Origin of the sequence: Enterobacter cloacae complex sp. ECNIH7 (assembly GCF_002208095.1) — a bacterium.
Taxonomy (GTDB): Bacteria; Pseudomonadota; Gammaproteobacteria; order Enterobacterales; family Enterobacteriaceae; genus Enterobacter; species Enterobacter cloacae_M.
The window spans coordinates 1,593,660-1,616,405 of sequence record NZ_CP017990.1 but is presented as its reverse complement, the minus strand read 5'-3'; the positions used below and the strand labels follow the sequence as shown (position 1 = coordinate 1,616,405).

General features: G+C 54.4%; 22 protein-coding genes. 16 read left to right on the top strand and 6 right to left on the bottom strand.

The features are described 5' to 3' along the window. Window positions 1-40: 40 nt before the first annotated feature. Together WM95_RS07960 and mntR are read right to left on the bottom strand one after the other, a co-directional pair. The gene (locus WM95_RS07960; protein ID WP_063408104.1) at window positions 41-1,150 is read right to left on the bottom strand and encodes an anion transporter; all 1,110 of its coding nucleotides are present in this window, start codon (window positions 1,148-1,150) and stop codon (window positions 41-43) included. Continuing rightward, window positions 1,147-1,620 carry a manganese-binding transcriptional regulator MntR gene (mntR, locus tag WM95_RS07955; RefSeq protein WP_023310887.1) on the bottom strand — a complete coding sequence of 158 codons (474 nt, stop codon included), beginning with the start codon at window positions 1,618-1,620 and terminating at the stop codon, window positions 1,147-1,149. Before mntR ends, WM95_RS07960 begins: the two co-directional genes overlap by 4 nt. 183 nt (window positions 1,621-1,803) lie before the next feature. Between mntR and mntS the strand changes: the two genes are divergently transcribed. Next, window positions 1,804-1,932, top strand: coding sequence for a manganase accumulation protein MntS (gene mntS / locus WM95_RS07950; RefSeq protein ID WP_014831181.1), 129 nt, complete (start codon window positions 1,804-1,806; stop codon window positions 1,930-1,932). A 283-nt stretch (window positions 1,933-2,215) separates the two neighbouring features. Then, window positions 2,216-3,799 carry a phosphoethanolamine transferase gene (locus tag WM95_RS07945; RefSeq protein ID WP_063408105.1) on the top strand — a complete coding sequence of 528 codons (1,584 nt, stop codon included), beginning with the start codon at window positions 2,216-2,218 and terminating at the stop codon, window positions 3,797-3,799. 145 nt (window positions 3,800-3,944) lie between these two features. Here the strand turns inward: WM95_RS07945 and ompX are convergent, their stop codons facing one another. Then, window positions 3,945-4,463, bottom strand: a complete 519-nt coding sequence (gene ompX / locus WM95_RS07940) for an outer membrane protein OmpX (protein WP_023310884.1) — start codon at window positions 4,461-4,463, stop codon at window positions 3,945-3,947. 354 nt (window positions 4,464-4,817) lie between these two features. Here ompX and rhtA point away from each other — a divergent pair, with 354 nt between their 5' ends. The 6 genes from rhtA (at window position 4,818) to ybiO (ending at window position 11,415) form a co-directional block, all read left to right on the top strand. Beyond that, window positions 4,818-5,705, top strand: a complete 888-nt coding sequence (gene rhtA / locus WM95_RS07935) for a threonine/homoserine exporter RhtA (RefSeq protein ID WP_023334998.1) — start codon at window positions 4,818-4,820, stop codon at window positions 5,703-5,705. A gap of 299 nt (window positions 5,706-6,004) precedes the next feature. Beyond that, a complete protein-coding gene (dps, locus tag WM95_RS07930) occupies window positions 6,005-6,508 on the top strand; it encodes a DNA starvation/stationary phase protection protein Dps (RefSeq protein WP_063408106.1) in 504 nt (167 codons plus the stop codon). Window positions 6,509-6,870: 362 nt separating this feature from the next. After that, complete coding sequence (glnH, locus tag WM95_RS07920; RefSeq protein ID WP_013097464.1) at window positions 6,871-7,614, top strand: glutamine ABC transporter substrate-binding protein GlnH; 744 nt, start codon at window positions 6,871-6,873, stop codon at window positions 7,612-7,614. 84 nt (window positions 7,615-7,698) lie between these two features. Next, complete coding sequence (gene glnP / locus WM95_RS07915; RefSeq protein WP_014169254.1) at window positions 7,699-8,358, top strand: glutamine ABC transporter permease GlnP; 660 nt, start codon at window positions 7,699-7,701, stop codon at window positions 8,356-8,358. Continuing rightward, window positions 8,355-9,077: a glutamine ABC transporter ATP-binding protein GlnQ gene (gene glnQ / locus WM95_RS07910; RefSeq protein ID WP_088544718.1), complete on the top strand. Its 723-nt coding sequence runs from the start codon at window positions 8,355-8,357 to the stop codon at window positions 9,075-9,077. Before glnP ends, glnQ begins: the two co-directional genes overlap by 4 nt. Before the next feature lie 124 nt (window positions 9,078-9,201). Next, window positions 9,202-11,415, top strand: a complete 2,214-nt coding sequence (ybiO, locus tag WM95_RS07905) for a mechanosensitive channel protein (protein ID WP_063408108.1) — start codon at window positions 9,202-9,204, stop codon at window positions 11,413-11,415. Between the two features lie 48 nt (window positions 11,416-11,463). Here the strand turns inward: ybiO and rlmF are convergent, their stop codons facing one another. Next, complete coding sequence (gene rlmF / locus WM95_RS07900; protein ID WP_029739808.1) at window positions 11,464-12,375, bottom strand: 23S rRNA (adenine(1618)-N(6))-methyltransferase RlmF; 912 nt, start codon at window positions 12,373-12,375, stop codon at window positions 11,464-11,466. 243 nt (window positions 12,376-12,618) lie between these two features. On the opposite strand from rlmF, the gene mcbA reads away from it, so the two are divergent. From mcbA to ybiJ, 3 genes are all read left to right on the top strand, one after another. Further along, window positions 12,619-12,885, top strand: coding sequence for a DUF1471 family periplasmic protein McbA (mcbA, locus tag WM95_RS07890; RefSeq protein WP_023310876.1), 267 nt, complete (start codon window positions 12,619-12,621; stop codon window positions 12,883-12,885). A 122-nt stretch (window positions 12,886-13,007) separates the two neighbouring features. Next, entirely contained in the window at window positions 13,008-13,274 is a 267-nt protein-coding gene (locus WM95_RS07885; protein WP_023310875.1) for a DksA/TraR family C4-type zinc finger protein, read from the top strand. A 285-nt stretch (window positions 13,275-13,559) separates the two neighbouring features. Then, entirely contained in the window at window positions 13,560-13,820 is a 261-nt protein-coding gene (gene ybiJ / locus WM95_RS07880) for a DUF1471 family protein YbiJ (protein WP_023310874.1), read from the top strand. A gap of 115 nt (window positions 13,821-13,935) precedes the next feature. Here the strand turns inward: ybiJ and ybiB are convergent, their stop codons facing one another. Continuing rightward, window positions 13,936-14,898 (bottom strand): DNA-binding protein YbiB, encoded by a 963-nt coding sequence (gene ybiB / locus WM95_RS07875; protein WP_023310873.1) that lies wholly within the window; start codon window positions 14,896-14,898, stop codon window positions 13,936-13,938. A gap of 266 nt (window positions 14,899-15,164) precedes the next feature. Here ybiB and WM95_RS07870 point away from each other — a divergent pair, with 266 nt between their 5' ends. From WM95_RS07870 to WM95_RS07850, 5 genes are all read left to right on the top strand, one after another. Beyond that, window positions 15,165-15,701, top strand: coding sequence for a fimbrial protein (locus WM95_RS07870; RefSeq protein ID WP_023310872.1), 537 nt, complete (start codon window positions 15,165-15,167; stop codon window positions 15,699-15,701). Between the two features lie 68 nt (window positions 15,702-15,769). Further along, the gene (locus WM95_RS07865) at window positions 15,770-16,444 is read left to right on the top strand and encodes a fimbrial biogenesis chaperone (protein ID WP_045355734.1); all 675 of its coding nucleotides are present in this window, start codon (window positions 15,770-15,772) and stop codon (window positions 16,442-16,444) included. A gap of 25 nt (window positions 16,445-16,469) precedes the next feature. Then, window positions 16,470-19,013 (top strand): fimbria/pilus outer membrane usher protein, encoded by a 2,544-nt coding sequence (locus tag WM95_RS07860; RefSeq protein ID WP_081247921.1) that lies wholly within the window; start codon window positions 16,470-16,472, stop codon window positions 19,011-19,013. Between the two features lie 20 nt (window positions 19,014-19,033). Continuing rightward, entirely contained in the window at window positions 19,034-20,026 is a 993-nt protein-coding gene (locus tag WM95_RS07855) for a fimbrial protein (RefSeq protein WP_063408113.1), read from the top strand. Then, complete coding sequence (locus WM95_RS07850) at window positions 20,023-20,526, top strand: fimbrial protein (RefSeq protein ID WP_023310868.1); 504 nt, start codon at window positions 20,023-20,025, stop codon at window positions 20,524-20,526. The genes WM95_RS07855 and WM95_RS07850 overlap by 4 nt, the downstream gene beginning before the upstream one ends. Here WM95_RS07850 and dinG read toward each other — a convergent pair. Then, window positions 20,513-22,690, bottom strand: a complete 2,178-nt coding sequence (gene dinG / locus WM95_RS07845; protein ID WP_063408110.1) for an ATP-dependent DNA helicase DinG — start codon at window positions 22,688-22,690, stop codon at window positions 20,513-20,515. The genes WM95_RS07850 and dinG overlap by 14 nt on opposite strands. Between the last annotated feature and the right edge of the window lie 56 nt (window positions 22,691-22,746).

Below are 22,746 nucleotides of genomic sequence, written 5' to 3'. Positions count from 1 at the left end.
GTTGCTATACGTTTGCCAGGAAAAACTGACAAATTGCGCACTATATGAGAAGGAATATTCCGAAACCAATCGCCGCGGCCCAAACCAGCATCGGAATCGACCAGACGTGGAAACGCCACCAGATACGACGGTCGTTGGCCATACGCAGCGCAATCAGGTTTGCCAGCGAGCCGGGCAGCAGCCCAAACCCGCCGATGTTGACCGCCCAGGCCAGAAGCGTATCGGGCGGAACATAGTTGAGCAGCAGAATGGTGGACGGCACGTTGCTGATAAACTGCGACAGGCCAATCGCCGTCAGCCACAGTCCCGGCTGAGACAGCGTGCTGACGCTGTGCAGAACGTTCTGCAGTACCGGAAGCTGGATAAGGAGATGCACATCAATAAACATCGCCATAAAGACCAGCAGCAGCGTCCAGTCCACGCTCACCAGCACGCGACGCGCCAGGACGACAAACCCCGCGGCAACGAGCAGGACGCCCGCCAGCTCATACTTCAGCTCCAGCGCGAACAGAAAGATGATGTATAACCCAAGACAGCTCCACACCAGGCGCGGCTGCCACTGCGGGCCGGTTGTGCCGCTGTGGTACTGCAGCTTTTTATCCGGAAACGCGAACCAGCATACCGCCATCAGCGAGAGCATCATCACCAGCGCCAGAGGGGCCATCTGCCAGGTAAAGGCGGCGAACGACAGACCGGACCGTCCCCACAGAAGGATATTTTGCGGGTTGCCGATTGGCGTCAGAAGCGAGCCCGCATTGACGGCCAGCGCTTCAAAGATGATCAGCCGGCTGACCGGGATCTCGCAAAGCTTACGCAGCGTGAGCGTGAGGGGCACGATGATAAACAGCGCCACATCGTTGGTCAGAAACGTCGACAGCACCGCGGCGGAGAACACCATAAACAGGGACAGCCTGCGCTCGGTGGCAAAGCGGCGCACCATTTTACGGCCCAGAACGTCAAAATAGCCGCTCAGCTCGACCCCTTTGGTGAGCATCATCAAACCGCTCAGGGTAATGATGGTGCGCCAGTCAATTGCGGCGGGCCAGGCGCGTGGCGCAAACGGCACAAAGAGGCTTAACCCTGCGCCAATGAGTAATAAGAGATGGAAGAAACGATCGCGTGCCAGGGCCTGCAGTCCGGGGATTTTCATTCAGCGGAGGGACCATATTTAAGGGTAAATTCGCGAAACTTCACCAGCGTCTCTTCGCTGACGTGGTGTTCCATGCCTTCCGCATCCCGGCGGGCGATCTCCGGGCTGACGCCCAGCACCAGTAAAAAATTCTCGACAAGCTGATGGCGCTCGCGGCTCTCCTGCGCGAGTTTCTCCCCTTCCGGCGTCAGAAAAACACCGCGCCAGGGGATCATTTCAATTAAGCCCACGGAGGCCAGGCGTTTTAACATTTTAGCGACAGTTGGCTGTGAAACCCCCAGCCTGGCGGCCATATCGACCTGGCGCGCTTCACCAACCTCACGAATCAGATCGGAAATGAGTTCAACATAGTCATCAATCAGTTCACGCCGGTGCGCTTCACGGACCTGGCGAAAACCTTCGACATGTTCTTCAACATTCACCAGTTGCGTCGTTTTCCTCATTGTCGGATGACCTGCGCGACGGTTCATTGTACTTCCTCAGTGGGGTGACGCTTCCAGCGCCCGGTTTCGAGAGCGCACATTGTAAACCATAGCTCCGCAAGCACAAAAAATTAACGAAATAGCCATAGCTATACAATATAGCCTGTGCTATATCTGTATGTAATGCAGTCACCCTTCACGGATCGAAGGGATCAAAACTCAGGAGGTCTTATGAACGAATTCAAGAGGTGCATGACCGTGTTTACCCACTCTCCCTTTAAAGTGCGCTTAATGCTGTTGAACATGCTGTGCGATATGTTTAACAACAAACCGCATCAGGACGACAAACCTTCCCACTAAGCGGCGTTGCGGTACGCCGCTTCATTTTCCCGTCACAATCACGCTGTAAACTGGCTTCCAGCCGACTTATTCCCGATCTTTTTTACGGATTTGCAATCCCCTTCGCAAAACATCTGCTTAGCAACTGTTGATATTATTTAGCGCTCGCACTATCTTCTTGCAGCCCTGCACAATTTGCGGCTCGCTGAAGCGGACCCTCATTCCCTCTCCACGCACTGTCAGGCAGGTTATGACCCTTGACGCCAGGGTGAGCACATGGCGTTTTCATCCATGATAGTGACCTATGAATGTAACCCTGATAGATACCGTTGTGACCCGCAGCCGGGCCTTAAGCCCGTGGACGGGTTTTTACTTTTTGCAGTCATTGCTGATTAACTTTGCGCTGGGTTATCCCTTTAGTCTGCTCTACGCGGTGGCTTTCACCTGCGTTCTGCATGTGCTGTGGCGAACCGCACCGCGCGTGCAAAAAACAGTAATCGGGATCTGTTCGCTGGTTGCTGCACTCTATTTCCCGTTCGGTCAGGCTTACGGCTCGCCAAACTTTAATACCCTGCTGGCGCTGCACTCGACCAATATGGAAGAGTCAACGGAGATCCTGACGATCTTCCCGTGGTACAGCTACGTGGTCGGGATCTTTATCTTCGCGTTGGGCGTTATCGCCATCCGCCGTCAGCCGGCCGAGAAAAAATCCTGGGGTAAGATCGAAATACTCTGTCTGGTGTTCAGCGTTGCCGTGGCGTTTGTCGCCCCCATCCAGAATATTCCCTGGGACGGTAAGTTAAGGCTCATCAATATCGGCTATCCGGTTTTCCGCTTCGTTAAAGACGTCGTTGTAAATAATAAAGAGGTTCTCGACGAACAGGCGCGCATGGCTGAGCTTTCCAATATGAAAGACACCTGGAACGTGCTGGCCGTTAAGCCGAAGTATCACACCTATGTGGTGGTGATTGGGGAAAGTGCCCGTCGCGATGCAATGGGAGCCTTCGGCGGACACTGGGATAACACACCGTTTGCCAGCTCGGTCAAAGGCACGCTGTTTACCGATTATGTTGCGGCCAGCGGCTCGACGCAGAAATCGCTCGGCCTGACGCTTAACCGGGTCGTCGACGGCAAACCTCAGTATCAGGATAATTTTGTCACCCTGGCAAACCGCGCGGGTTATCAGACCTGGTGGTTCTCCAATCAGGGGCAAATTGGCGAATACGATACGGCCATCGCCAGTATCGCCAAACGTGCCGACGAAGTGCAGTTCCTTAAGAACGGCGACTTTGAAGCCGACAAAAATACCAAAGACGAAGCGCTGCTGAAAATGACGGCACAGGTCTTCGCCACTCCGCGCACCCAGCCTCAGCTGATCGTCCTGCACCTGATGGGGTCGCACCCGCAGGCCTGCGATCGGACCGGCGGGAAGTACGCGGAGTTCGTGCAGTCCAAAGAGACCTCTTGCTATCTCTACACCATGACGCAAACCGACGACCTGCTGAGCAAGCTGTACGATCAGCTACGCAATACGGGCGACAGCTTCTCCATGGTCTATTTCTCGGATCATGGGCTGGCGTTTAAAGAGCGTGGTAAAGAGGTGCAGTACCTGGCGCATGATGACAAGTTCCAGCAGAACTTCCAGGTGCCGTTTATGGTGCTGTCGAGTGATGATAAAACGCATCGCGTGATTAAAGCGCGCCGTTCGGCAAATGATTTCCTGCAGTTCTTCTCGCAGTGGACGGGAATTACAGCCGAGCAGATAAAAACGGCTTACCCGTTTGTCTCTAACAAGAAAGCTCCCCCAGTGTACGTTACCAACTTCAAGTTACAGAAAGTTGACTACAACCATCTGGGTACGGATATTTTCGATATTAAGAGTAAGTAGCGGTCCGATACCCTCCCCCTGACCCTCTCCCACGAGGAGAGGGAACAACACTAAAAACGGCAACCTGGGGTTGCCGTTTTGCTTTTACTTTCCACAAAAAAAATCCGCCACATTGGGCGGATTTTTTATTAGCTCACCGGAGTGATTAGAAGCGGTAACCTACGCCCGCGATCCAGGTGCCAACGTCAACGTTGCGGATACGGCTCTGCTCATAGGAGAAGTCCAGAGCAACGTCCTGGATTGGGTTGAACTGCAGGCCTGCGCCATAGGAGAAGCCATAGTCGCTGTTGCTTGCAGTGCGGCTTTCGCTCTGGTTTTCAGTCTGCTGGAATTTACCGTAGCCAACACCTACAACACCGTAGATGCTCGCCCAGTCATTCAGACGGTAAGCTGGACCAGCGGTGATACCGTAGTACTGGCCTTTGTTGTATGCGCCGTTTTCAGAACGATCTTTCTCGGTGTAGGTGAAAGAACCGATCACGCCCAGTGGATTGTTATCCTGCTCGTAGCGATACTTCAGGTTGAAACCGTTAGCTTTGTTCATCACGCCCTGATAGTCGCTCTGAGCGTAACCACCAGTAACAGTAGAAGTAGCAGCTACAGCGGTACCTGCGGAAACAGCCAGTACAGCGGCCAGTGCTGAAAGACATGCAATTTTTTTCATAACCACCTCAAATGTGCTTCAAGTAAGTCCGTAAGTTTTAAATATATCAAAAAAATTTGCGAAACTCTTTGTGATTCGTGATGTCTAATGAAACCTTTCCTGTAACAGAACGTTTCCAGCCTAAGCTATCTCTTTCAAATCACATGCAATTTTCACTACTAAATGCGCATAGTGCGCGTCTGCGCCGTTACATTCATCCAGATTATTCCTAATCTGACAGGCGATAAATCCACCAGCGCTTAACCATTTTACGGATTTCACGTGGTTTTTTTTCAACAGCGCCTCAACCGTTGCCGCATATTTCCTTTACACTGCAACCTTTACCTCATTTGACATAAGCTGACAGGAGAAAGGATGCCTGGGTTATCCCGCACATCGTCGGTCTGGTTGCCGGTCGCAGTGATACTCATTGCCATGTTGTCCATTCAAAGCGGTGCTTCGCTTGCAAAATCACTTTTTCCGCTGGTCGGTGCGCCCGGGGTAACAGCCCTGCGTATCGTGCTGGGCACGGCGATACTGGTGGTCATTTTCAAACCCTGGCGTCTGCGCTTCAAAAAGGAGCAGCGTTTACCCCTGCTGTTTTATGGACTCTCCCTGGGGGCGATGAACTATCTGTTCTACCTCTCTATACAGACGATACCGCTGGGGATCGCCGTCGCGCTGGAGTTTACCGGTCCGCTGGCGGTGGCGCTTTTCTCCTCGCGACGTCCGGTCGATTTTATCTGGGTCGTGCTAGCCGTTCTGGGCTTATGGTTCCTGCTTCCCCTGGGCCAGAGCGTCGCTGAGATCGATCTGACGGGCGCCGCGCTGGCGCTGGGTGCAGGCGCCTGCTGGGCTGTCTATATTCTCACGGGACAGCGTGCAGGCGAAGAGCACGGTCCGGCAACGGTGGCGTTGGGTTCTCTGATTGCGGCCATCGTCTTCGTGCCTATCGGCATGGCGCAGGCAACTGAATCTATCTGGCAATGGTCAGTCATGCCCATCGGACTGGCAGTCGCGATTCTCTCTACCGCACTCCCGTATTCTCTGGAGATGATTGCCCTTACGCGTCTGCCGACACGCATATTTGGCACCCTGATGAGCATGGAGCCTGCCCTTGCCGCCATTTCCGGAATGGTGTTTCTCGGCGAAACCCTCACGTTGACCCAGACGCTGGCGCTCTGCTCGATTATCGCGGCTTCAATGGGCTCTACGCTCACTATGCGCCCGGAACCTAAAGTTGAAAAGGTGGATATCAGCTAAGGCCATATATTCTGCATGGCTTCCACGCCATGCAGAATAAAGGCCAGAAAGGCAGACGTTATAATTTCTTACACACTTTGCTCTATTTTCGAAATATCCCTCTACGTTTCCGTCCCCATCCAGCAATTAAGATTGATCTGTATAAATTTAAAAATTATTCATTAATTTCAATAAATTAAATTCTCAACCCACTTCTCGCTATTAAACCGATAGGCACAGCCAAACCGCAGAGAAAAAATCCGGTGCTATACTTAGTTTCGTAATTACCTGGGACATAAACATCAAGAGGATATGAGATTATGAGTACCGCTAAACTGGTGAAAACGAAAGCGTCTAATCTGCTTTATACCCGTAACGATGTACCGGACAGCGACAAAAAAGCGACCATTGAGTTGCTGAATCGCCAGGTGATCCAGTTCATCGATCTTTCGCTGATCACCAAACAGGCCCACTGGAATATGCGCGGTGCAAACTTTATTGCCGTTCATGAAATGCTGGATGGCTTCCGCACAGCACTGGTTACCCACCTCGATACGATGGCTGAGCGTGCCGTTCAGCTAGGCGGCGTGGCGCTGGGAACCACACAGGTCATCAACAGCAAAACGCCTCTGAAGAGTTATCCGCTCGATATCCATACCGTTCAGGATCACCTGAAAGAGCTGGCGGACCGCTACGCGATTGTGGCAAACGATGTACGCAAAGCGATTGGCGAAGCCAAAGATGAAGATACTGCAGATATCTTTACCGCCGCGTCCCGCGACCTGGATCAATTCCTGTGGTTCATCGAATCTAACATCGAATAATTCATACGAAATTTCTATCCAACCCTCGCCTTCCGGTGAGGGTTTTGCACATCTATGGTGCACGTTTTTTGCCTGAGACAGTGCAAAAGTGAAAAAATTGTAATAATCACCTCACACAACCGTTAACGGAAGATTGTTTTTTCGTCAGAATTTACGCTAAATATCTCCCCGTCAGTTGAGCCAAACGAAGCGCACCAAAACAGTGCTCCACTTTGGTGCAATAAAACCTCATTGCCCCATTAATTGTGCAATGCATGACATCATCCCCTTTGCAAAACAATAGCTTGTAAAGTTGGCACGATTTTTTCATTGTGCCAGCTGTTCTCGCAGGGGATCGCCCCGTGGATATAAAAGGAAATGCTATGAAGTCTGTATTAAAAGTTTCACTGGCTGCACTTACCCTGGCTTTTGCAGTGTCCTCTCAGGCTGCCGACAAACTGGTTGTGGCGACCGACACGGCGTTCGTTCCGTTTGAATTCAAACAGGGTGATAAATACGTTGGTTTTGATGTGGATCTGTGGGCCGCTATCGCAAAAGAACTCAAACTGGATTACACCCTGAAGCCTATGGACTTCAGCGGCATTATCCCGGCACTGCAAACCAAGAACGTTGATCTGGCGCTGGCAGGTATCACCATTACCGATGAACGTAAAAAAGCGATCGACTTCTCTGACGGCTACTACAAAAGCGGCCTGCTGGTCATGGTCAAAGCCGATAATAACGACGTAAAAAGCGTGAAAGATCTCGACGGCAAAGTGGTTGCGGTGAAGAGCGGCACCGGTTCTGTTGATTACGCGAAAGCAAATATCAAAACCAAAGACCTGCGCCAGTTCCCGAACATCGACAACGCGTACATGGAACTCGGCACCAACCGTGCTGACGCTGTTCTGCACGACACGCCTAACATCCTGTACTTCATTAAGACAGCCGGTAACGGCAAGTTCAAAGCCGTTGGCGAGTCTCTGGAAGCGCAGCAGTACGGTATCGCGTTCCCGAAAGGCAGCGACGACCTGCGCACGAAAGTTAACGGCGCGCTGAAAACGCTGAAAGAGAACGGCACCTACAACGAAATCTACAAAAAATGGTTCGGTACCGAGCCTAAATAATAAGACGTAAAAATGACGTTCACTCGGGGGCGACCTTTCGCCCCTGCTATTTTTGAAACACGGTAACAGTAACAGGAAATTATCATGCAGTTTGACTGGAGCGCCATCTGGCCTGCCATTCCTATCTTGCTTGAAGGCGCTAAAATGACCCTCTGGATTTCGGTCCTGGGTCTGGTTGGTGGGTTGATTATCGGTCTTGTCGCCGGTTTCGCTCGCACCTACGGCGGCTGGATCGCAAACCACATCGCACTGGTTTTCATCGAAGTGATCCGCGGCACACCTATTGTCGTGCAGGTCATGTTCATCTACTTCGCCCTGCCAATGGCATTCACCGACCTGCGCATCGACCCGTTCAGCGCAGCCGTTGTCACCATTATGATCAACTCAGGTGCCTATATTGCGGAAATCACCCGCGGTGCGGTGCTGTCGATTCATAAAGGTTTCAGTGAAGCCGGTCTGGCGCTAGGTCTTTCTCGTCGCGAAACGATCCGCCACGTTATTCTGCCGCTGGCGCTGCGTCGCATGCTGCCGCCGCTCGGTAACCAGTGGATCATCAGCATTAAAGATACGTCGCTGTTCATTGTTATCGGCGTGGCCGAGCTGACCCGTCAGGGGCAGGAGATCATTGCTGGCAACTTCCGCGCGCTGGAAATCTGGAGTGCGGTAGCCGTTGTCTACCTGATCATTACTCTGGTTCTGAGCTTCGTTCTGCGTCGTCTTGAAAGAAGGATGAAAATCCTGTGATTGAATTTAAAAACGTTTCCAAGCACTTTGGCCCAACCCAGGTGCTGCACAATATCGATCTGAACATCAAGCAGGGTGAAGTGGTGGTGATTATTGGGCCATCCGGCTCCGGTAAATCCACCCTGCTGCGCTGCATCAACAAGCTGGAAGAGATCACCAGCGGCGATCTGATCGTCGACGGCCTGAAGGTAAACGACCCAAAAGTGGACGACCGTCTGATTCGTCAGGAAGCGGGCATGGTGTTCCAGCAGTTCTACCTGTTCCCGCACCTCACGGCGCTGGAAAACGTGATGTTTGGCCCACTGCGCGTGCGCGGTGCCAGCAAAGCGGCGGCGGAAGCGCTGGCAAAAGATCTGCTGGCGAAAGTCGGCCTAGCAGAACGTGCGCACCACTACCCTTCCGAGCTGTCAGGCGGCCAACAGCAGCGTGTGGCGATTGCTCGCGCCCTGGCGGTCAAACCGAAAATGATGCTGTTTGATGAGCCGACGTCCGCACTCGACCCGGAGCTGCGCCACGAGGTGCTGAAAGTCATGCAGGATCTGGCGAAAGAAGGGATGACGATGGTTATCGTGACCCACGAAATCGGCTTTGCTGAAAAAGTGGCGTCCCGCCTGATCTTTATTGATAAAGGCCGTATCGCGGAAGACGGTAACCCGCAGGAATTGATTGCGAACCCGCCGAACCAGCGTTTGCAGGAGTTCCTGCAGCACGTCTCCTGATCCATCGCTTTACGCTAAGCCGGGCATGCCCGGCTTTTTTACGCCAGATTGTTCCCAAAAATCCCCCTCCGCGTCCCGACTTCTATACTTATCATTTTGTTCGACATTTTCACCGGAGGACGCCGTGCCGTGGATCCTGTTGTTGTTGATTAGCCTGTTTAGTGCGCCATCGTTCGCCGTCGCGATCCCCGGCGTGACCACCGGAACAACCGCCAGTCAGCAAAGTACGCCCCCTCCTGAACCCAATGTCGAACAGAAAAAAGCCGCCTACAGCGCCCTCGCCGACGTCCTTGAGAACGACACCTCCCGGCAGGAACTCATCAGCCAGCTGCGGAAAGTGGCCGCCACGCCGCCGCAGGAGCCAGTGCCTGTCATCACCCCTCCCCAGGTGGAGGAACAAAAAACGGTGCTGGAAAACGTCACCGACGTGAGTCGTCACTATGGGGAAGCGCTCTCCTCGCGCTTCGCTCAGCTTTACCGCAACCTGATTGGCTCCCCGCATAAGCCATTTAACCCGCAAACGTTTACCGCCGCCGCCACGCAGTTCCTGATGCTGGCGGGGGCGGTGTTTCTTTTTTACTGGCTGGTGCGCCTGTGCGCGTGGCCGCTGTACCGCAAAATGGGGCAATGGGGACGCAGAAAGAATCAGCAGAAAAGCAGCTGGCTGCACCTGCCGTTGATGATAGCCTCAGCGTTTATCATTGATTTACTGCTGCTGGCGCTGACGCTGTTCTTAGGCCAGATGCTGGCCGACAGGCTGAATGCCGGCAACAAAACCATCGCCTTCCAGCAGTCGCTTTTCCTGAATGCCTTTGCCCTGATTGAGTTCTTCAAGGCGCTGCTGCGGTTACTCTTTTGTCCGCACGTGCCGGAGCTGCGCCCGTTTTCCATTCGGGATGAGAGCGCGAAGTACTGGGCGCTGCGTCTGAGCGTGCTCAGCGGGCTGATTGGCTACGGCCTGCTGGTTGCCGTGCCGATCATCTCCAACCAGGTGAACGTCCAGTTTGGCGCGCTGGCAAACGTTCTAATCATGATCTGCATTACCGTCTGGTCGCTGTACCTTATCTTCCATAATAAAAAAACCATTACCCAAAGCCTGCTGAATCTGGCCGATCGCTCCCTCTCGTTCTTTAGCCTCTTTATCCGCGCGTTCGCCCTGGTGTGGCACTGGCTGGCAAGCGCTTACTTCATCGTGCTGTGCTTCTTCTCGCTGTTCGACCCGGGCAATAGCCTGAAGTTTATGATGGGAGCGACGTTCAAAAGCCTGGCCATTATCGGCATCGCGGCGTTTGTGTCAGGGCTGCTGTCGCGCTGGATCTCGAAAACCATCACCCTGTCGCCGCAGGTGCAGCGTAATTACCCGGAACTGCAAAAGCGGGTAAACGGCTGGATGTCGGTATCGCTCAAAGTGGCGCGTATTCTCACCGTCTGCGTGGCGATTATGCTGCTCCTGAATGCATGGAGCCTGTTTGATTTCTGGAACTGGCTTCACAACGGTGCCGGTGAAAAAACGGTCGACATCCTGATTCGCATCGCGCTGATCCTCTTCTTCTCCGCCGTCGGCTGGACGCTGCTGGCGAGCCTTATTGAGAACCGTCTGGTATCGGATATTCACGGCAGGCCCCTGCCCAGCGCGCGGGCAAGAACACTGTTAACCCTGTTCCGCAACGCGCTGGCGGTCATTATCAGCACCATCACCATCATGATCGTGCTGTCGGAAATCGGCGTGAATATCGCCCCGCTGCTGGCGGGTGCCGGTGCCCTGGGGCTGGCGATTTCCTTCGGGTCGCAAACGCTGGTGAAGGATATTATTACCGGCATCTTTATCCAGTTTGAGAACGGAATGAACACGGGCGATCTGGTGACCATCGGGCCGTTAACCGGCACCGTGGAGAGGATGTCCATCCGCTCGGTGGGCGTGCGTCAGGACACCGGGGCGTACCACATCATTCCCTGGTCTTCGATCACCACCTTCGCCAACTTTGTGCGCGGCATTGGTTCCGTTGTGGCGAACTACGATGTGGATCGCCACGAGGATGCGGACAAAGCGAAGCAGGCGCTGCGCGATGCGGTAGAAGAACTGATGGAGATGGAGGATATTCGCGGGCTGGTGATCGGAGAGCCGTCATTTGCCGGCATCGTCGGGCTGACGAACACAGCCTTTACCCTGCGCGTGTCGTTCACCACCCAGCCGCTGAAGCAGTGGACGGTGCGCTTTGCGCTCGACAGCATGGTGAAAAAACACTTTGATCTGGCGAACGTGCGGATGCCCGTGCAGACGTATCAGGTATTGCCGCCGCCCGCATCGCCGCTCCCTCCGCAGGAGCCGACGCTGTGACCTGGTTGCCGGGTGGCGGCTTCGCCCCACCCGGCCTACGACGGAGTGCTATTTGCGACGTTTGTTGTTGTCCATAAACGTCCAGGCGATAAAGCGGCTCTGTTTCTGGCCCTGCGCCATCTCTTTTTTCACCACTTTTACGGCGCCCGCTTCGGTCAGCGCGCGGTAGAGCGGCGGCAGGTTATCCCCCCGGGAAACCAGCGTCGTGAACCACTTCACCTGACGACCAAACTGCTTGCTTTCCGCTATCATGCGCAGGATAAACGCCACTTCGCCCCCTTCGCACCAGAGCTCCTGCTGCTGTCCGCCGAAGTTCAGCGCCGCATCTTCAGCCTGACCCAGGTTACGGCGCTTGCGCTCGCTGCCCGCACGGGCCGATGCCGCCGAATCATGGAACGGCGGGTTGCACATCGTGGCGTCATAGCTTTCGTTTTTGTGAATAATGCCGTTGAAGATCGACGCCGCGTCTTTCTGACGACGCAGGCGAATGGCGCGGCTTAATCCCGGGTTAGCGCTGATAATCGCCTGGGCGCTGGCAAATGCCTCGTCACCGATTTCGCTTCCGGTAAAGCGCCACTGATATTCATGCGCGCCGATCAGCGGGTAAATCAGGTTCGCCCCGGTGCCAATATCCAGGATGGTGGCCTGCTGTGGAACGACACCCTCATTGCCTTCGGCAAGGAGGTCGGCAAGGTGATGTACGTAGTCAGCGCGGCCCGGAACAGGTGGACAGAGAAAGCCTTCCGGGATATCCCAGTGAGCTACACCGTAAAAATGCGCCAGCAGGGCTTTGTTCAGCATTTTCACCGCCTGCGGGTCAGCAAAGTTGACCGAGGGTTCACCCGCAGGGGTCTGAACAAGATAGTCCTGCAGCGGCGGGCAGCTCAGGCATAACGCGTTCATGTCGTAGCGGCTGCGGTGGCGATTTCGCGGGTGCAATCCCGGCTTTTGGGCAGTCATGGCATTCTCCTTTAAACAGCGGCGTAAGATACCCTTTGCTGGCCCAACGGTAAATCTTTCTCTGCTACGCTCAAAAACCCGCCATAAATCAAACACCTTTATGTCTATGATCCGTCAGCGAATTGTCAATTTACATTGTTCAAAAAATAAGCAGATCATCATCAAATATTTGCGCTAAGTCACACTCGTCAGGCTTCTAAACTTAAAGGGAATCACCTGTTGTTTCCTCATGAGGATGTGATTATGAAAAAGTACCTGACCCTTGCTGTTATCGCAGCCGCCCTGGCGACCGCGTCCTTCTCTGCCATGGCCGTTCAGTCACTGACCCAAAGTACCGATACGAGCCAGCTACGTGCTGCGGGCACCGTTTCGGTAAGCCGTGCCAGTAACCTTGACGATCTACAGGATAAGCTCGCCGAAAAAGCCCGTCAGGAAGGTGCAAAAGGATTCGTGGTGAACTCCGCTGGCGGAGATAACCATATGTACGGCACTGCGACCATTTATAAATAATCTGTCTCTTCCACAAGACTGCATCTGCTCAACGGGTGCAGTTCACTTCTCTCTTCGCCTTGACTGTTCATTTTTTAACCCCATAGTAAACATATGGCCTAAACCGATTTCAGGAGGACGCTATGGCTTCCGGCTGGGCAAATGACGACGCTGTTAACGAACAGATCAACAGTACTATTGAAGATGCGGTTGCGCGTGCCCGCGGTGAAATTCCGCGCGGTGAAAGCCTAACGGAATGCGAAGAATGCGGAGAACCCATTCCGGAGGCGCGCCGAAAAGCCATTCCCGGCGTACGGCTTTGCATCACGTGCCAGCAGCAGAAAGATTCAAAAAATGCATCACACTCAGGATATAATCGCAGAGGTTCGAAAGACAGCCAGTTACGTTGACTTTGCTTTACCAAAGCTAACCGAGCGCGCGCGTTCCTTTACGCTCACGGTTTTTAGCCAGACGCGTAGCAAAACGTGCCCTTCGTATCGCTTCTGTAAAGCGCATCCGCAAGAAGTGTAAAGTGGTGCTTTGAATTTATTAATATTCAATAAGTTATTTGTCATTCAATTTTTTTGATCAACCACGTCAATTCTCTTCGATTTTATCACTCGCAAAAAACCGTGATACTTATCACATCGACGGAACATCGTCCCCTTAACAGAAACACCTGCGAGAGATTAATTATGAAAACCATCAAATATGCTGTAGCTGCTGTTGCCCTGTCCGCTCTGTCTTTCGGCGCTTTCGCCGTCGAGCCTGTCTCTTCCACTCAGGCACAGAACATGAACAAAGTCGGTGTGGTGAGTGCTGATGGCGCAACCACCCTGGACGGTCTGGAAGCCAAACTGGCTGAGAAAGCCGCTGCTGCCGGTGCAAGCGGATACACCATTACCTCCGCTAACGGCAATAACAAGCTGAGCGGTACCGCGGTTATCTACAAATAATCGCCTGAACGAATGCTGTCCCCTCGCCATACCCTCTGGTGAGCTGCTCCACCCTCATTGACCCTGTTGTTGTTACCCTTGCTTGCCCGTCCGCCACTGGACGGGCTTTTTTTGTCTAAAACGCCTGCGCCACGCGTTCAAGGCCGGCCTGGACGGATTCCACTTCTCCGGTTGCCAGCAAACAGCAGGCCATCTGCAGCTTAATCGAATGCGGAACAGGAACATTTCCGGCAAGACACTGTTCAATCCAGTGGGCTGTAGTATGGGGATCTTTTGCCTCAGGCAATATCACACCGCTATTCTCTTCCCCGCGTTCCAGAACGGCGCGCGTTCCGGCAGAATCGATCAGCATCACCTGCGGACAGCGCTGCGGGTTCGCATAAACCTCGCCCTCCGTGCCGTGCATCAGTAACGCCCTTGCGCCAATTGCCTCAAAGAACTGCCCCACGCGCGCCACGTATTCCGGATGCGAAACGCTGGAGAGACGCAGGGCGGCATCTTCGCCAAACGGCGTGGCCAGTTTCGCCAGCGTGTGCGCGCTGTTGCGCACGCCCATGCGCCAGCGCATATCAAGCTGCTTTTCCAGCGGCGGGCAGAGCGTGCCGACCGGGATATAAACAGGCTGATGGCCATCCAGCTTCGCCTGCGCCTGACCGGCATGACGCGTTGGCTCGATGCCCAGCATCCCGAAAATGGTCTCCGTCAGCACGCGGGTGGGATCTTCGCTGACGCCGTGCACCACCACCGGGAACCCCAGCTTGTGTAATAAGATAGCGAGCAGCGGGGTTAAATTTGCCTGCTTGCGCGCGCCGTTGTAGCTCGGGATCACGATCGGCATCGGTTTTGCCACCGGCGGCGTTAAGCGCAGCGTTTGCGCCTGCATGGCTTCATAGAACCCGCGCATCTCCGCTTCACCTTCGCCTTTGATACGCAGCGCGATCAGAATGCCCCCCATCTCCAGGTCGGGGACGTCGCCCTCCAGCATGCGGGTATAAAGCGCACGCGCGGTTTCATGGTCCAGATCGCGGGCATGATTTTTCCCGCGCCCTACCTCTTTGATAATTTTGCGATAATCCACGACATTTCTCCTTACAGCAGGTTATCAACAATATAGCCCTGATGATGACTCCGCTGTTAGTTTTTTTGTCCGCCCTGCGGATTTTTATAATCAATTGTTTTAGTGAAAAAAATCATTTTGCAAGAATTAATTGAATTATTTGGAAGCCGCGCGGGATCTTTCCCGGCCTGAATTTTCTGATTAAATAGCCAGCGGTGAGTAGTTGAGACATAACTTCGAATAATGCGGGACGCAGAGGTCGAAAGGAGAAACATACAGGTTTAAATATGAAAAAAGTCATTTTAGGTTTATTCATTGCTGCCGCTTTGGGATGCTCTGCATCTTCTTTCGCGGCATCCACCGGCGAAGGGCAAATTAACTTCACGGGTGAAATTATCGATTCCGCCTGTCAGGTGGTGAACGGTTTAAGCAGTCCGCTGAATGTTGCGCTGGGCAAAGTATCCAAAACAACATTTACCGGCGCAGGCTCTACCAGCACCTTAACGAAATTTGATATTCAGTTAAAAGACTGCCCGGAAACGGTCACGTCTGCAGCCATCAACTTCGGTGGTACGCCCGATGCGGATAATAATACCACGCTGGCCTTAACCCCGGGTGCGACGACTGCAACCGGCGTGGCGATTCAGCTGGTTGATTCATCCGAACAGCCCGTCAGTCTGTATACGCCTTCAAAGCAGTATCCTTTAACTCCTGGAACGACGGTAACTAATCTGGAGTTTGGCGCACGTTATATTCAGACTCAGGCTGCGATCACGGCCGGGCAGGCTAACTCAGCCTCTACTTTTACCGTTATTTATAACTGATACGTTTAATGAGGAGATATTCGCCTTCACGCGAAGGTTACTATCTCCTCTTTCTTTGAGACATATTTATGCGACACAGTTATTTATTAAGCGCGCTTTTACTGACCGCAGTAACAGCCCATGCAGGTGTGATCATTAATGGCACACGACTGGTTTATCAGGGAGAGAAAAAAGAGTCTTCGATTGGGGTTTCCAATCCGGATGATATTAACTATCTGGTACAATCCTGGGTGGATACCGGCTTGAAAAAAGGCGGTAAAGCACCGTTTCTGATTACCCCGCCGCTGTTCCGTCTGAATGCTAAAGAAGATAACGTGCTGCGCGTGGTACGCACCGGCGGAAATATGCCGGAAGATCGCGAGTCGTTGTACTGGTTAAATATTAAAGCCATTCCTTCTTCAAGCCATGAAGAGGGCGTTAATACATTACAAATCGCCATTAATACCCGTATTAAATTGCTGTATCGCCCTGCTTCGATTAAAGGCAAACCCGAAGCGGTGGCTGATAAACTGGAATGGCACCGCGAAGGCAACGATCTGGTGGTCAACAACCCTACGCCTTTCTATATGAATTTCCAGAGCGTAACGCTGAACGGCCAAAAAGTAACAAAAGCGACCTGGGCTGTGCCAAATACCGCTACCCGCTTTGCCCTTCCGACAAATATGAGCGGTAACACCGTATCCTGGTCGGTCATTACCGATTACGGAAGCATCAGTAAAACCTGGTCTGCATCCGTTCGTTAATACTCTATTCGACGCCTGGATAATCATGTACAGCACAACTAAGCCGCTATTACGTCGACTGCGTGAAATGCTGCCCACTTTTTGTGGGATAGCGGTGACATGCTGCGCGCTGCAGGCCCACGCTGATGATTATTTTAACCCTGCCCTGCTGGATATTGATAATCCAGAGCAGGCAAAGACCGATCTCTCTGTTTATGAAAAAGGTCCCGGTCAGGCGCCAGGCAAATATCAGGTAACGATGTTCATCAATAACAATAAAATCGACACCCGTGACGTCCTTTTTACATTACAAAAAGATGCGCAGGGAGATGATTCCCTGCAGCCCTGCCTGAGTCTGGATGAATTAACGCATCTGGGCATCAAAACCAAAGATTATCCAAAGCTGGCGGCAAAAGGGGAATGCGCGGATCTCAGCGCGATCCCTTCGGCCTCGGCGACTTTCCGCATCAAAAACCAGCAGCTACTGCTGAGTATTCCCCAGTCGGCGCTGGGCCAGGTGCCCCGTGGCTATATCGATCCGAAAGAGTATGACGAAGGGATCACCGCGGGCATCCTGAACTATAGCGTTAACGCCAGCCAAAGCCGCGCCCGCCAGCAGGGGAAAGCGGACAACAGCAGCCAGTTTATTAATCTGCGCCCCGGCTTTAACGCCGGTGCCTGGCGCGTGCGTAATTACAGCACCTGGAACCACAATTCGGACGGGGGTCAGGACGACGGCAAGCTGACCCCGGTCTATACCTATGCCCAGCGCGATATCGTGGGGCTGAAGAGCGAATTGACCGTGGGGCAGAGCAGCACCCAGGCCGACGTTTTCGACAGCGTCTCTTACACTGGCGCACAGCTGGCTACCGAAAGCGACATGCTGCCGGACAGCGAGCGCGGTTATGCCCCGGTGGTACGCGGCACGGCGCACAGTAACGCCCAGGTGGTGGTTCGCCAGAATGGCTACGTTATCTATCAAAACACCGTGGCCCCCGGCGCGTTTGAGATTAACGATCTCTACCCCACCGGCAGCAGCGGCGATCTGAACGTCACGGTAAAAGAGACCGACGGCAGCGAGAGTCATTTCGTGGTACCGTTTGCCTCCGTGCCGGTGCTGCAGCGGGAAAAACACCTGAAATACAGCGTCGCGGCAGGGCGTTACCGTTCATACGATAAAGAGGTTGAGAAGACCCCTTTCGCCCAGGGCAGCGCCATCTATGGCCTGTCACACGGGGTCACCCTTTACGGCGGTACGCAGCAGAGTTCGCATTACCACTCCGCCGCGCTCGGCGCAGGGAAAAACGTTGGCGACCTCGGCGCGTTCTCCTTAGACGTTACCCGCGCCAAAGCGTTACTGAAAAAGCGCAAAACCAGCAAAGGGCAATCCCTTCGTCTGCGCTATAGCAAAAATTTTACCGCGACCGGCACTAGCTTCTCGCTGGCGGGTTATCGCTACAACAGTAAAGGCTTTTACACCCTGCAGGACACTATGGAGTCCTGGACTCGTGCAAACGACTGGTCCGCTCCACAGCAGCGCCGCGCACGAGCGGAGGCCACCATCGACCAGACGCTGGGCGATAAGTGGGGTTCGGTGACGCTAAGCCTGGTGAAAGAGCGTTACTGGAGCCAGAGTCAGGATATGACCTCCCTGAGCGTTAGCTACAACAACAGCTGGCACGGCGTGAGCTATAGCCTGAGCTACAGCGTCAATAAAAACAGCGACGACACGGACGAGGACGGTAAATCCATCAGCGATGACCAACAAATCGGCCTAAACGTGTCGGTTCCGCTCGACCGCTGGCTGCCTGACACCTGGGCAAACTACAGCCTGAACAACGGTAAAGACGGCACCACCCACAATCTGGGCCTGAATGGTACCGCGCTGGAGGGAGACAAGCTGAGCTGGAACGTTCAGCAGGGACTAGACAGCGCCAATAACAACACTTCTACCAGTATGAATGCGGATTACAAAGGTACCTACGGTGAAATACGCGGGGGCGTCAGCCAGGACAGCCATCAGCACACCGTGAGCGCCGGGATCCAGGGCGGCATCGTCGCCCACTCTGACGGCGTCACCTTCGGTCAGACCCTGGGCGAAACCGTGGTGCTGATTAAAGCGCCAGGCACACACGGTACGCACGTTGCCAACCAGACGGGCGTGGAAACGGACTCTCGCGGCTATACGCTGGTGCCGTTTGTCACGCCGTGGCGTCACAACCCCATTTCACTGGACACGGAGACACTGCCAGAAGATGCCGACGTCACGCACGCCTCGCAGACGGTAACACCATCACGCGGCGCGGTAGTTCGCGCCAGCTTCGATACTCGCGTGGGCAACCGCGTCTTAATGACGCTGGCCTGGAACGACAAGCCGCTGCCCTTCGGCGCAACGGTCACCACGGAAGACAAGAGCAGTGAATTTATCGTCGGTAACGACGGCCTGGTGTATCTCACCGGCCTGCCGCAGCACGGACGCCTTTTCGTTTCCTGGGGCAAGGAGGCGAGCGAGCATTGCGTCGCCGATTACGCCCTGATGCAGGAGAAGGATAACACCAACATTATTAACGCTGCCGCGCAGTGCCACTGATTAACACCGGACCGATCATAATGCAGATAGCAAAATCGTTTTTCTTACTTGTCGTTCTGACGACGGCAGCGCTCTTTGTGCCGCAGGCGAAGGCTTCTTGCCAATCGCCGAGTCTGCCCGCGCTGCTATCGTTAGCGTCTATTTCAGTGCCCACCAGCCTGCCCGTGGGGTCGACCATTCCGGGAACAGAACGTCCGGTTCATGTCTCAGGGAATTGCTATGTTGCCGAAGACGCAGGCCAGCCTGTCATTGCCTGCTATAACGGCTTTGGTAAAGAAATCCCCGGCATCCCTGGGGTCTATGAGTCGGGCGTTGCCGGAATCGGCGTGTCGCTCAGAAATGACAAAGGGCAACGTGTAACGGGAGCGGCAGATCAGATTTGTTCCGATACCACCCCCGTAGGCTTGGTGTCTGGCACGATGAGCAGCGATGGTTCGCTCCCGTTTAGCTTTGACGTCACGCTGGAACTGGTGAAAACCAGTGAGACTGTTGCCTCAGGCTCACTCACGACGAGTAATACGCAATTCAACCTTGGCGTTGAACGCATCGAAGCCTTAAATGAACCAAACACCCTCTCCTACTCAGGTGACGTGGTGGTAAAAGAAGTCACCTGCACCGTTTCACCCAAATCCCTGACTATCATACTGGGTGATTTTCCGGTGAGCCGCTTTACCGGGGCAGGAACCGTGGTTGCTCAGTCGACATTCAATATTGGCATGCTTTGCGATCAGGATGTACAGCCTGAAATGATGATCGCCAGCGCCAATGGCTATGAAACGAATTTTCCTGGCGTGATCAAATTAACGCCGGAAAACGGCGTGGCGACCGGCGTGGGGGTGAGAATGCTCTTTAACGGTCAGATACCTGCTTTCGGGCAATATATGAGCACATTTCCCACCTATGCCAATATGCAGTCGCAATATCCCTTCAGCGTCTCTTACGAACAAACCAGCGCGGAGGTGACCCCCGGAACGGCGAATACCGTCGCAACCATTACGGTGGCCTACAAATGAAAACGTTATTAGCCCTTTTACTCCTTGGAGTGGCGAGCCAGAGCCTGGCGGAAGAGATTCAGCTCGATATTCGCGGAAACATTTACGCCAACGCCTGCCAGGTGGACAGCGCCAGCCAGAACCTGACGGTCAATCTGGGCAAAGCGAATACCGGCGATTTTAAGGACGTGGGCGATACCGGACAATGGACATCATTCGACTTAACCCTGTCAAAATGCCCAACCACTGCCGTGCTGGCCACGGCCACCTTTCACGGTCAGCCGGACAGTATTCATCCGACTAAATTCGCCAGCAGCGGAACCGCGAAAGGACTGGCGCTGGAGCTTGCCGACCCGCAGGATCAGATCTCGCTTGCCCCGGACGCCAGCTTCAGCGTGTTGATCAATCAGGACAATCACACGGCGGATTTCCCGCTGGCCGCCCGCTATTACGCCACCTCATTGCCGGTCACGGCAGGAACATTCAGCAGCGTGGTGCAGGTAACCTTCATTTACCAGTAGGACCGCGCCCCTTAGCACGGAGGCTTTTCTTACGCCCGGAAGTCAGTTTGACCGGCTGTTTTTTTACCTCAGGCACCTCCGGCTGTTCAATCGGAAAGATCGGCAGCGCGTTCAGAAGCCGTTGGCCGTAATTTTTAGTGAGCAGGCGTTTGTCATAAATCACCACCTCCCCCCAGCAGCCGTGGCTACGAATCAGACGCCCGACCTGCTGAATCAGGTTAAACGACGCCGCAGGCAAACTTTGCACCTCAAACGGATAGCGGTTGAGGCTTTTCAGCCACTCCCCCTCGGTGATCACCACCGGGCTGTCGATAGGCGGGAAGGCGATTTTATGGATATGCACCTGCGTCAGGTAATCGCCTTTCAAATCCAGACCTTCAGCAAACGACTGCAGCCCCACCAGCACGCTGCGCTCGCCGCTATCAATGCGTTTACGGTGGGTTTCCACCAGCCGGTAGCGCGGCTGATCCCCCTGCACCAGCAGGAGTAAACGCAGATCGGTGACGTGTTCGAGGAAGCGCTGCATCGCCCGCCCGCTGGCAAACAGCACCAGCATACCGGGGTACTTTTTACTCTCGACCTGCTCGCGGAAGTAGGCCGCCATTTCAGCGATGTGCTGCTCTTCGTTATCAATAAGCGGCTCGAATTTCATGCGCGGAATGACCAGCTTGCCCTGCTCGCAGTGGTTAAACGGCGAGTCCAGCGCCACAAAGCGGTCGCCCGCTTTCTCTTTGAGCCCGCTCATTTCCTGCAGCCTTGAAAAACTGTTCAGGGAGCGCAGCGTGGCAGAGGTGACAACCACGTGCGGCACGCTGCGCCAGATCAGCTTTTCCAGCTGATCGGCCACGCGGATGCCCACGCAGTGGAAAAAGAGATGAACCTGCCCGTCCCGCACTTCGCGAGTGGCCCATTTGGTGACCGGCGCGCCGGACGCCTGCGCCATCGAGGCCAGCCGCCAGAGCTTGCTCTGCGCTTCGAACATCCCCAGCGCGCGGTTCATCTGCAGCAGAACGCGGTGCAGACGTACCACGTCATGCGAGCCGGTTTTCTCGCTGAGATCGTTTAAGAACATCTCCGCCAGCCCGCGCAGCTTTTCCAGATGCTTCGCCAGCTGCTGGCAAATCTCCATCACCTCTTCCGGCAGCTCACCCATCGCAAAGCGGTGTTCGGCTTCCTGGGTTGCCGGAAGATAAAGATTCAGGATGTTGTTCAGGGATGAGATGAGGCTATACACCTCTTCACAGTGGTCGCTCAGCCGCTCCGGCACCGCCAGCGGCGGCGTAGTTTTCGGGCGGAACTGCTCCATGCAGGTCGCCACCAGCTTGCAGAAGAGATCCAGCTGCAGGCGGAACCAGGGCGCGGTGATTTCGGCGCTCATCTCCAGCGCGTCACGCGCCACGTCCGGCAAATGATGGCCTTCATCAAGCACCAGCAGCAGGTTTTTCGGCTCCGGCAGCACCGCTTCGCTCTCCAGCGCCGCCATTACCAGGGCGTGGTTAGCCACCACCACTTCGGCTTCCTGAATTTCGCGCCGGGCGACAAAGAACGGGCATTCGCGGTAGTAGTGGCAGTTGCGGTTCAGGCAGCTGGCTTTGTCGGTGCTGAGCCTGCGCCACAGGTCATCGCTGATGGCCTGACTGGTGTGATCCCGCAGGCCGTCCCACTTATAGCCGTCGAGCTCGGCTTTGAGTTTTGCACACTGCTCCTGCTCGGCCTTATTGTTTGGCGTCAGCTCGTCATCCAGAAACGCGAGCAGATCCTGCTGATTCGGCTCGCTGCTGGCCAGCGCCGCCAGGTTACGCGGGCAGACGTAGCGACCGCGCCCAAAGGCTGCCGTAAACCGCAGGTCGGGGATAATTTTGCGCAGCAGGGGTAAATCCTTGCTGAAGATCTGGTCCTGCAGCGCCACGTTGGCGGTGCTGACCACCAGCGTTTTGTCCTCTTCCCGCGCAATCGCGATGCCGGGAATGAGATACGACAGGGTTTTCCCGACGCCGGTTGGGGCTTCAATCGCCAGATGTCGCCCGTCGTCCCCGGCGAGCGTTTTTGCCACGTCAGCAATCATCTGCCGCTGCGGCGCTCGGGGGATAAAATCGGGGATCTGCTGTTGTAGCGCCTTATACCATGCGCCAATTTGCGCCTTGAGCGCAGCGGTTAAAGCCATCGGAAAACCTGAAACACTGTATAAACAGCCACTATTGTGGCACTTTCTCTTCGCTG

Coding starts and splice junctions, on each gene's coding strand:
- WM95_RS07960 (WP_063408104.1), bottom strand. CDS start 1,150: ATGAAAATCCCCGGACTGCAGGCCCTGGCACGCGATCGTTTCTTCCAT.
- mntR (WP_023310887.1), bottom strand. CDS start 1,620: ATGAACCGTCGCGCAGGTCATCCGACAATGAGGAAAACGACGCAACTG.
- mntS (WP_014831181.1), top strand. CDS start 1,804: ATGAACGAATTCAAGAGGTGCATGACCGTGTTTACCCACTCTCCCTTT.
- WM95_RS07945 (WP_063408105.1), top strand. CDS start 2,216: ATGAATGTAACCCTGATAGATACCGTTGTGACCCGCAGCCGGGCCTTA.
- ompX (WP_023310884.1), bottom strand. CDS start 4,463: ATGAAAAAAATTGCATGTCTTTCAGCACTGGCCGCTGTACTGGCTGTT.
- rhtA (WP_023334998.1), top strand. CDS start 4,818: ATGCCTGGGTTATCCCGCACATCGTCGGTCTGGTTGCCGGTCGCAGTG.
- dps (WP_063408106.1), top strand. CDS start 6,005: ATGAGTACCGCTAAACTGGTGAAAACGAAAGCGTCTAATCTGCTTTAT.
- glnH (WP_013097464.1), top strand. CDS start 6,871: ATGAAGTCTGTATTAAAAGTTTCACTGGCTGCACTTACCCTGGCTTTT.
- glnP (WP_014169254.1), top strand. CDS start 7,699: ATGCAGTTTGACTGGAGCGCCATCTGGCCTGCCATTCCTATCTTGCTT.
- rlmF (WP_029739808.1), bottom strand. CDS start 12,375: ATGACTGCCCAAAAGCCGGGATTGCACCCGCGAAATCGCCACCGCAGC.
- mcbA (WP_023310876.1), top strand. CDS start 12,619: ATGAAAAAGTACCTGACCCTTGCTGTTATCGCAGCCGCCCTGGCGACC.
- WM95_RS07885 (WP_023310875.1), top strand. CDS start 13,008: ATGGCTTCCGGCTGGGCAAATGACGACGCTGTTAACGAACAGATCAAC.
- ybiJ (WP_023310874.1), top strand. CDS start 13,560: ATGAAAACCATCAAATATGCTGTAGCTGCTGTTGCCCTGTCCGCTCTG.
- WM95_RS07870 (WP_023310872.1), top strand. CDS start 15,165: ATGAAAAAAGTCATTTTAGGTTTATTCATTGCTGCCGCTTTGGGATGC.
- WM95_RS07865 (WP_045355734.1), top strand. CDS start 15,770: ATGCGACACAGTTATTTATTAAGCGCGCTTTTACTGACCGCAGTAACA.
- WM95_RS07860 (WP_081247921.1), top strand. CDS start 16,470: ATGTACAGCACAACTAAGCCGCTATTACGTCGACTGCGTGAAATGCTG.
- WM95_RS07855 (WP_063408113.1), top strand. CDS start 19,034: ATGCAGATAGCAAAATCGTTTTTCTTACTTGTCGTTCTGACGACGGCA.
- WM95_RS07850 (WP_023310868.1), top strand. CDS start 20,023: ATGAAAACGTTATTAGCCCTTTTACTCCTTGGAGTGGCGAGCCAGAGC.
- dinG (WP_063408110.1), bottom strand. CDS start 22,690: ATGGCTTTAACCGCTGCGCTCAAGGCGCAAATTGGCGCATGGTATAAG.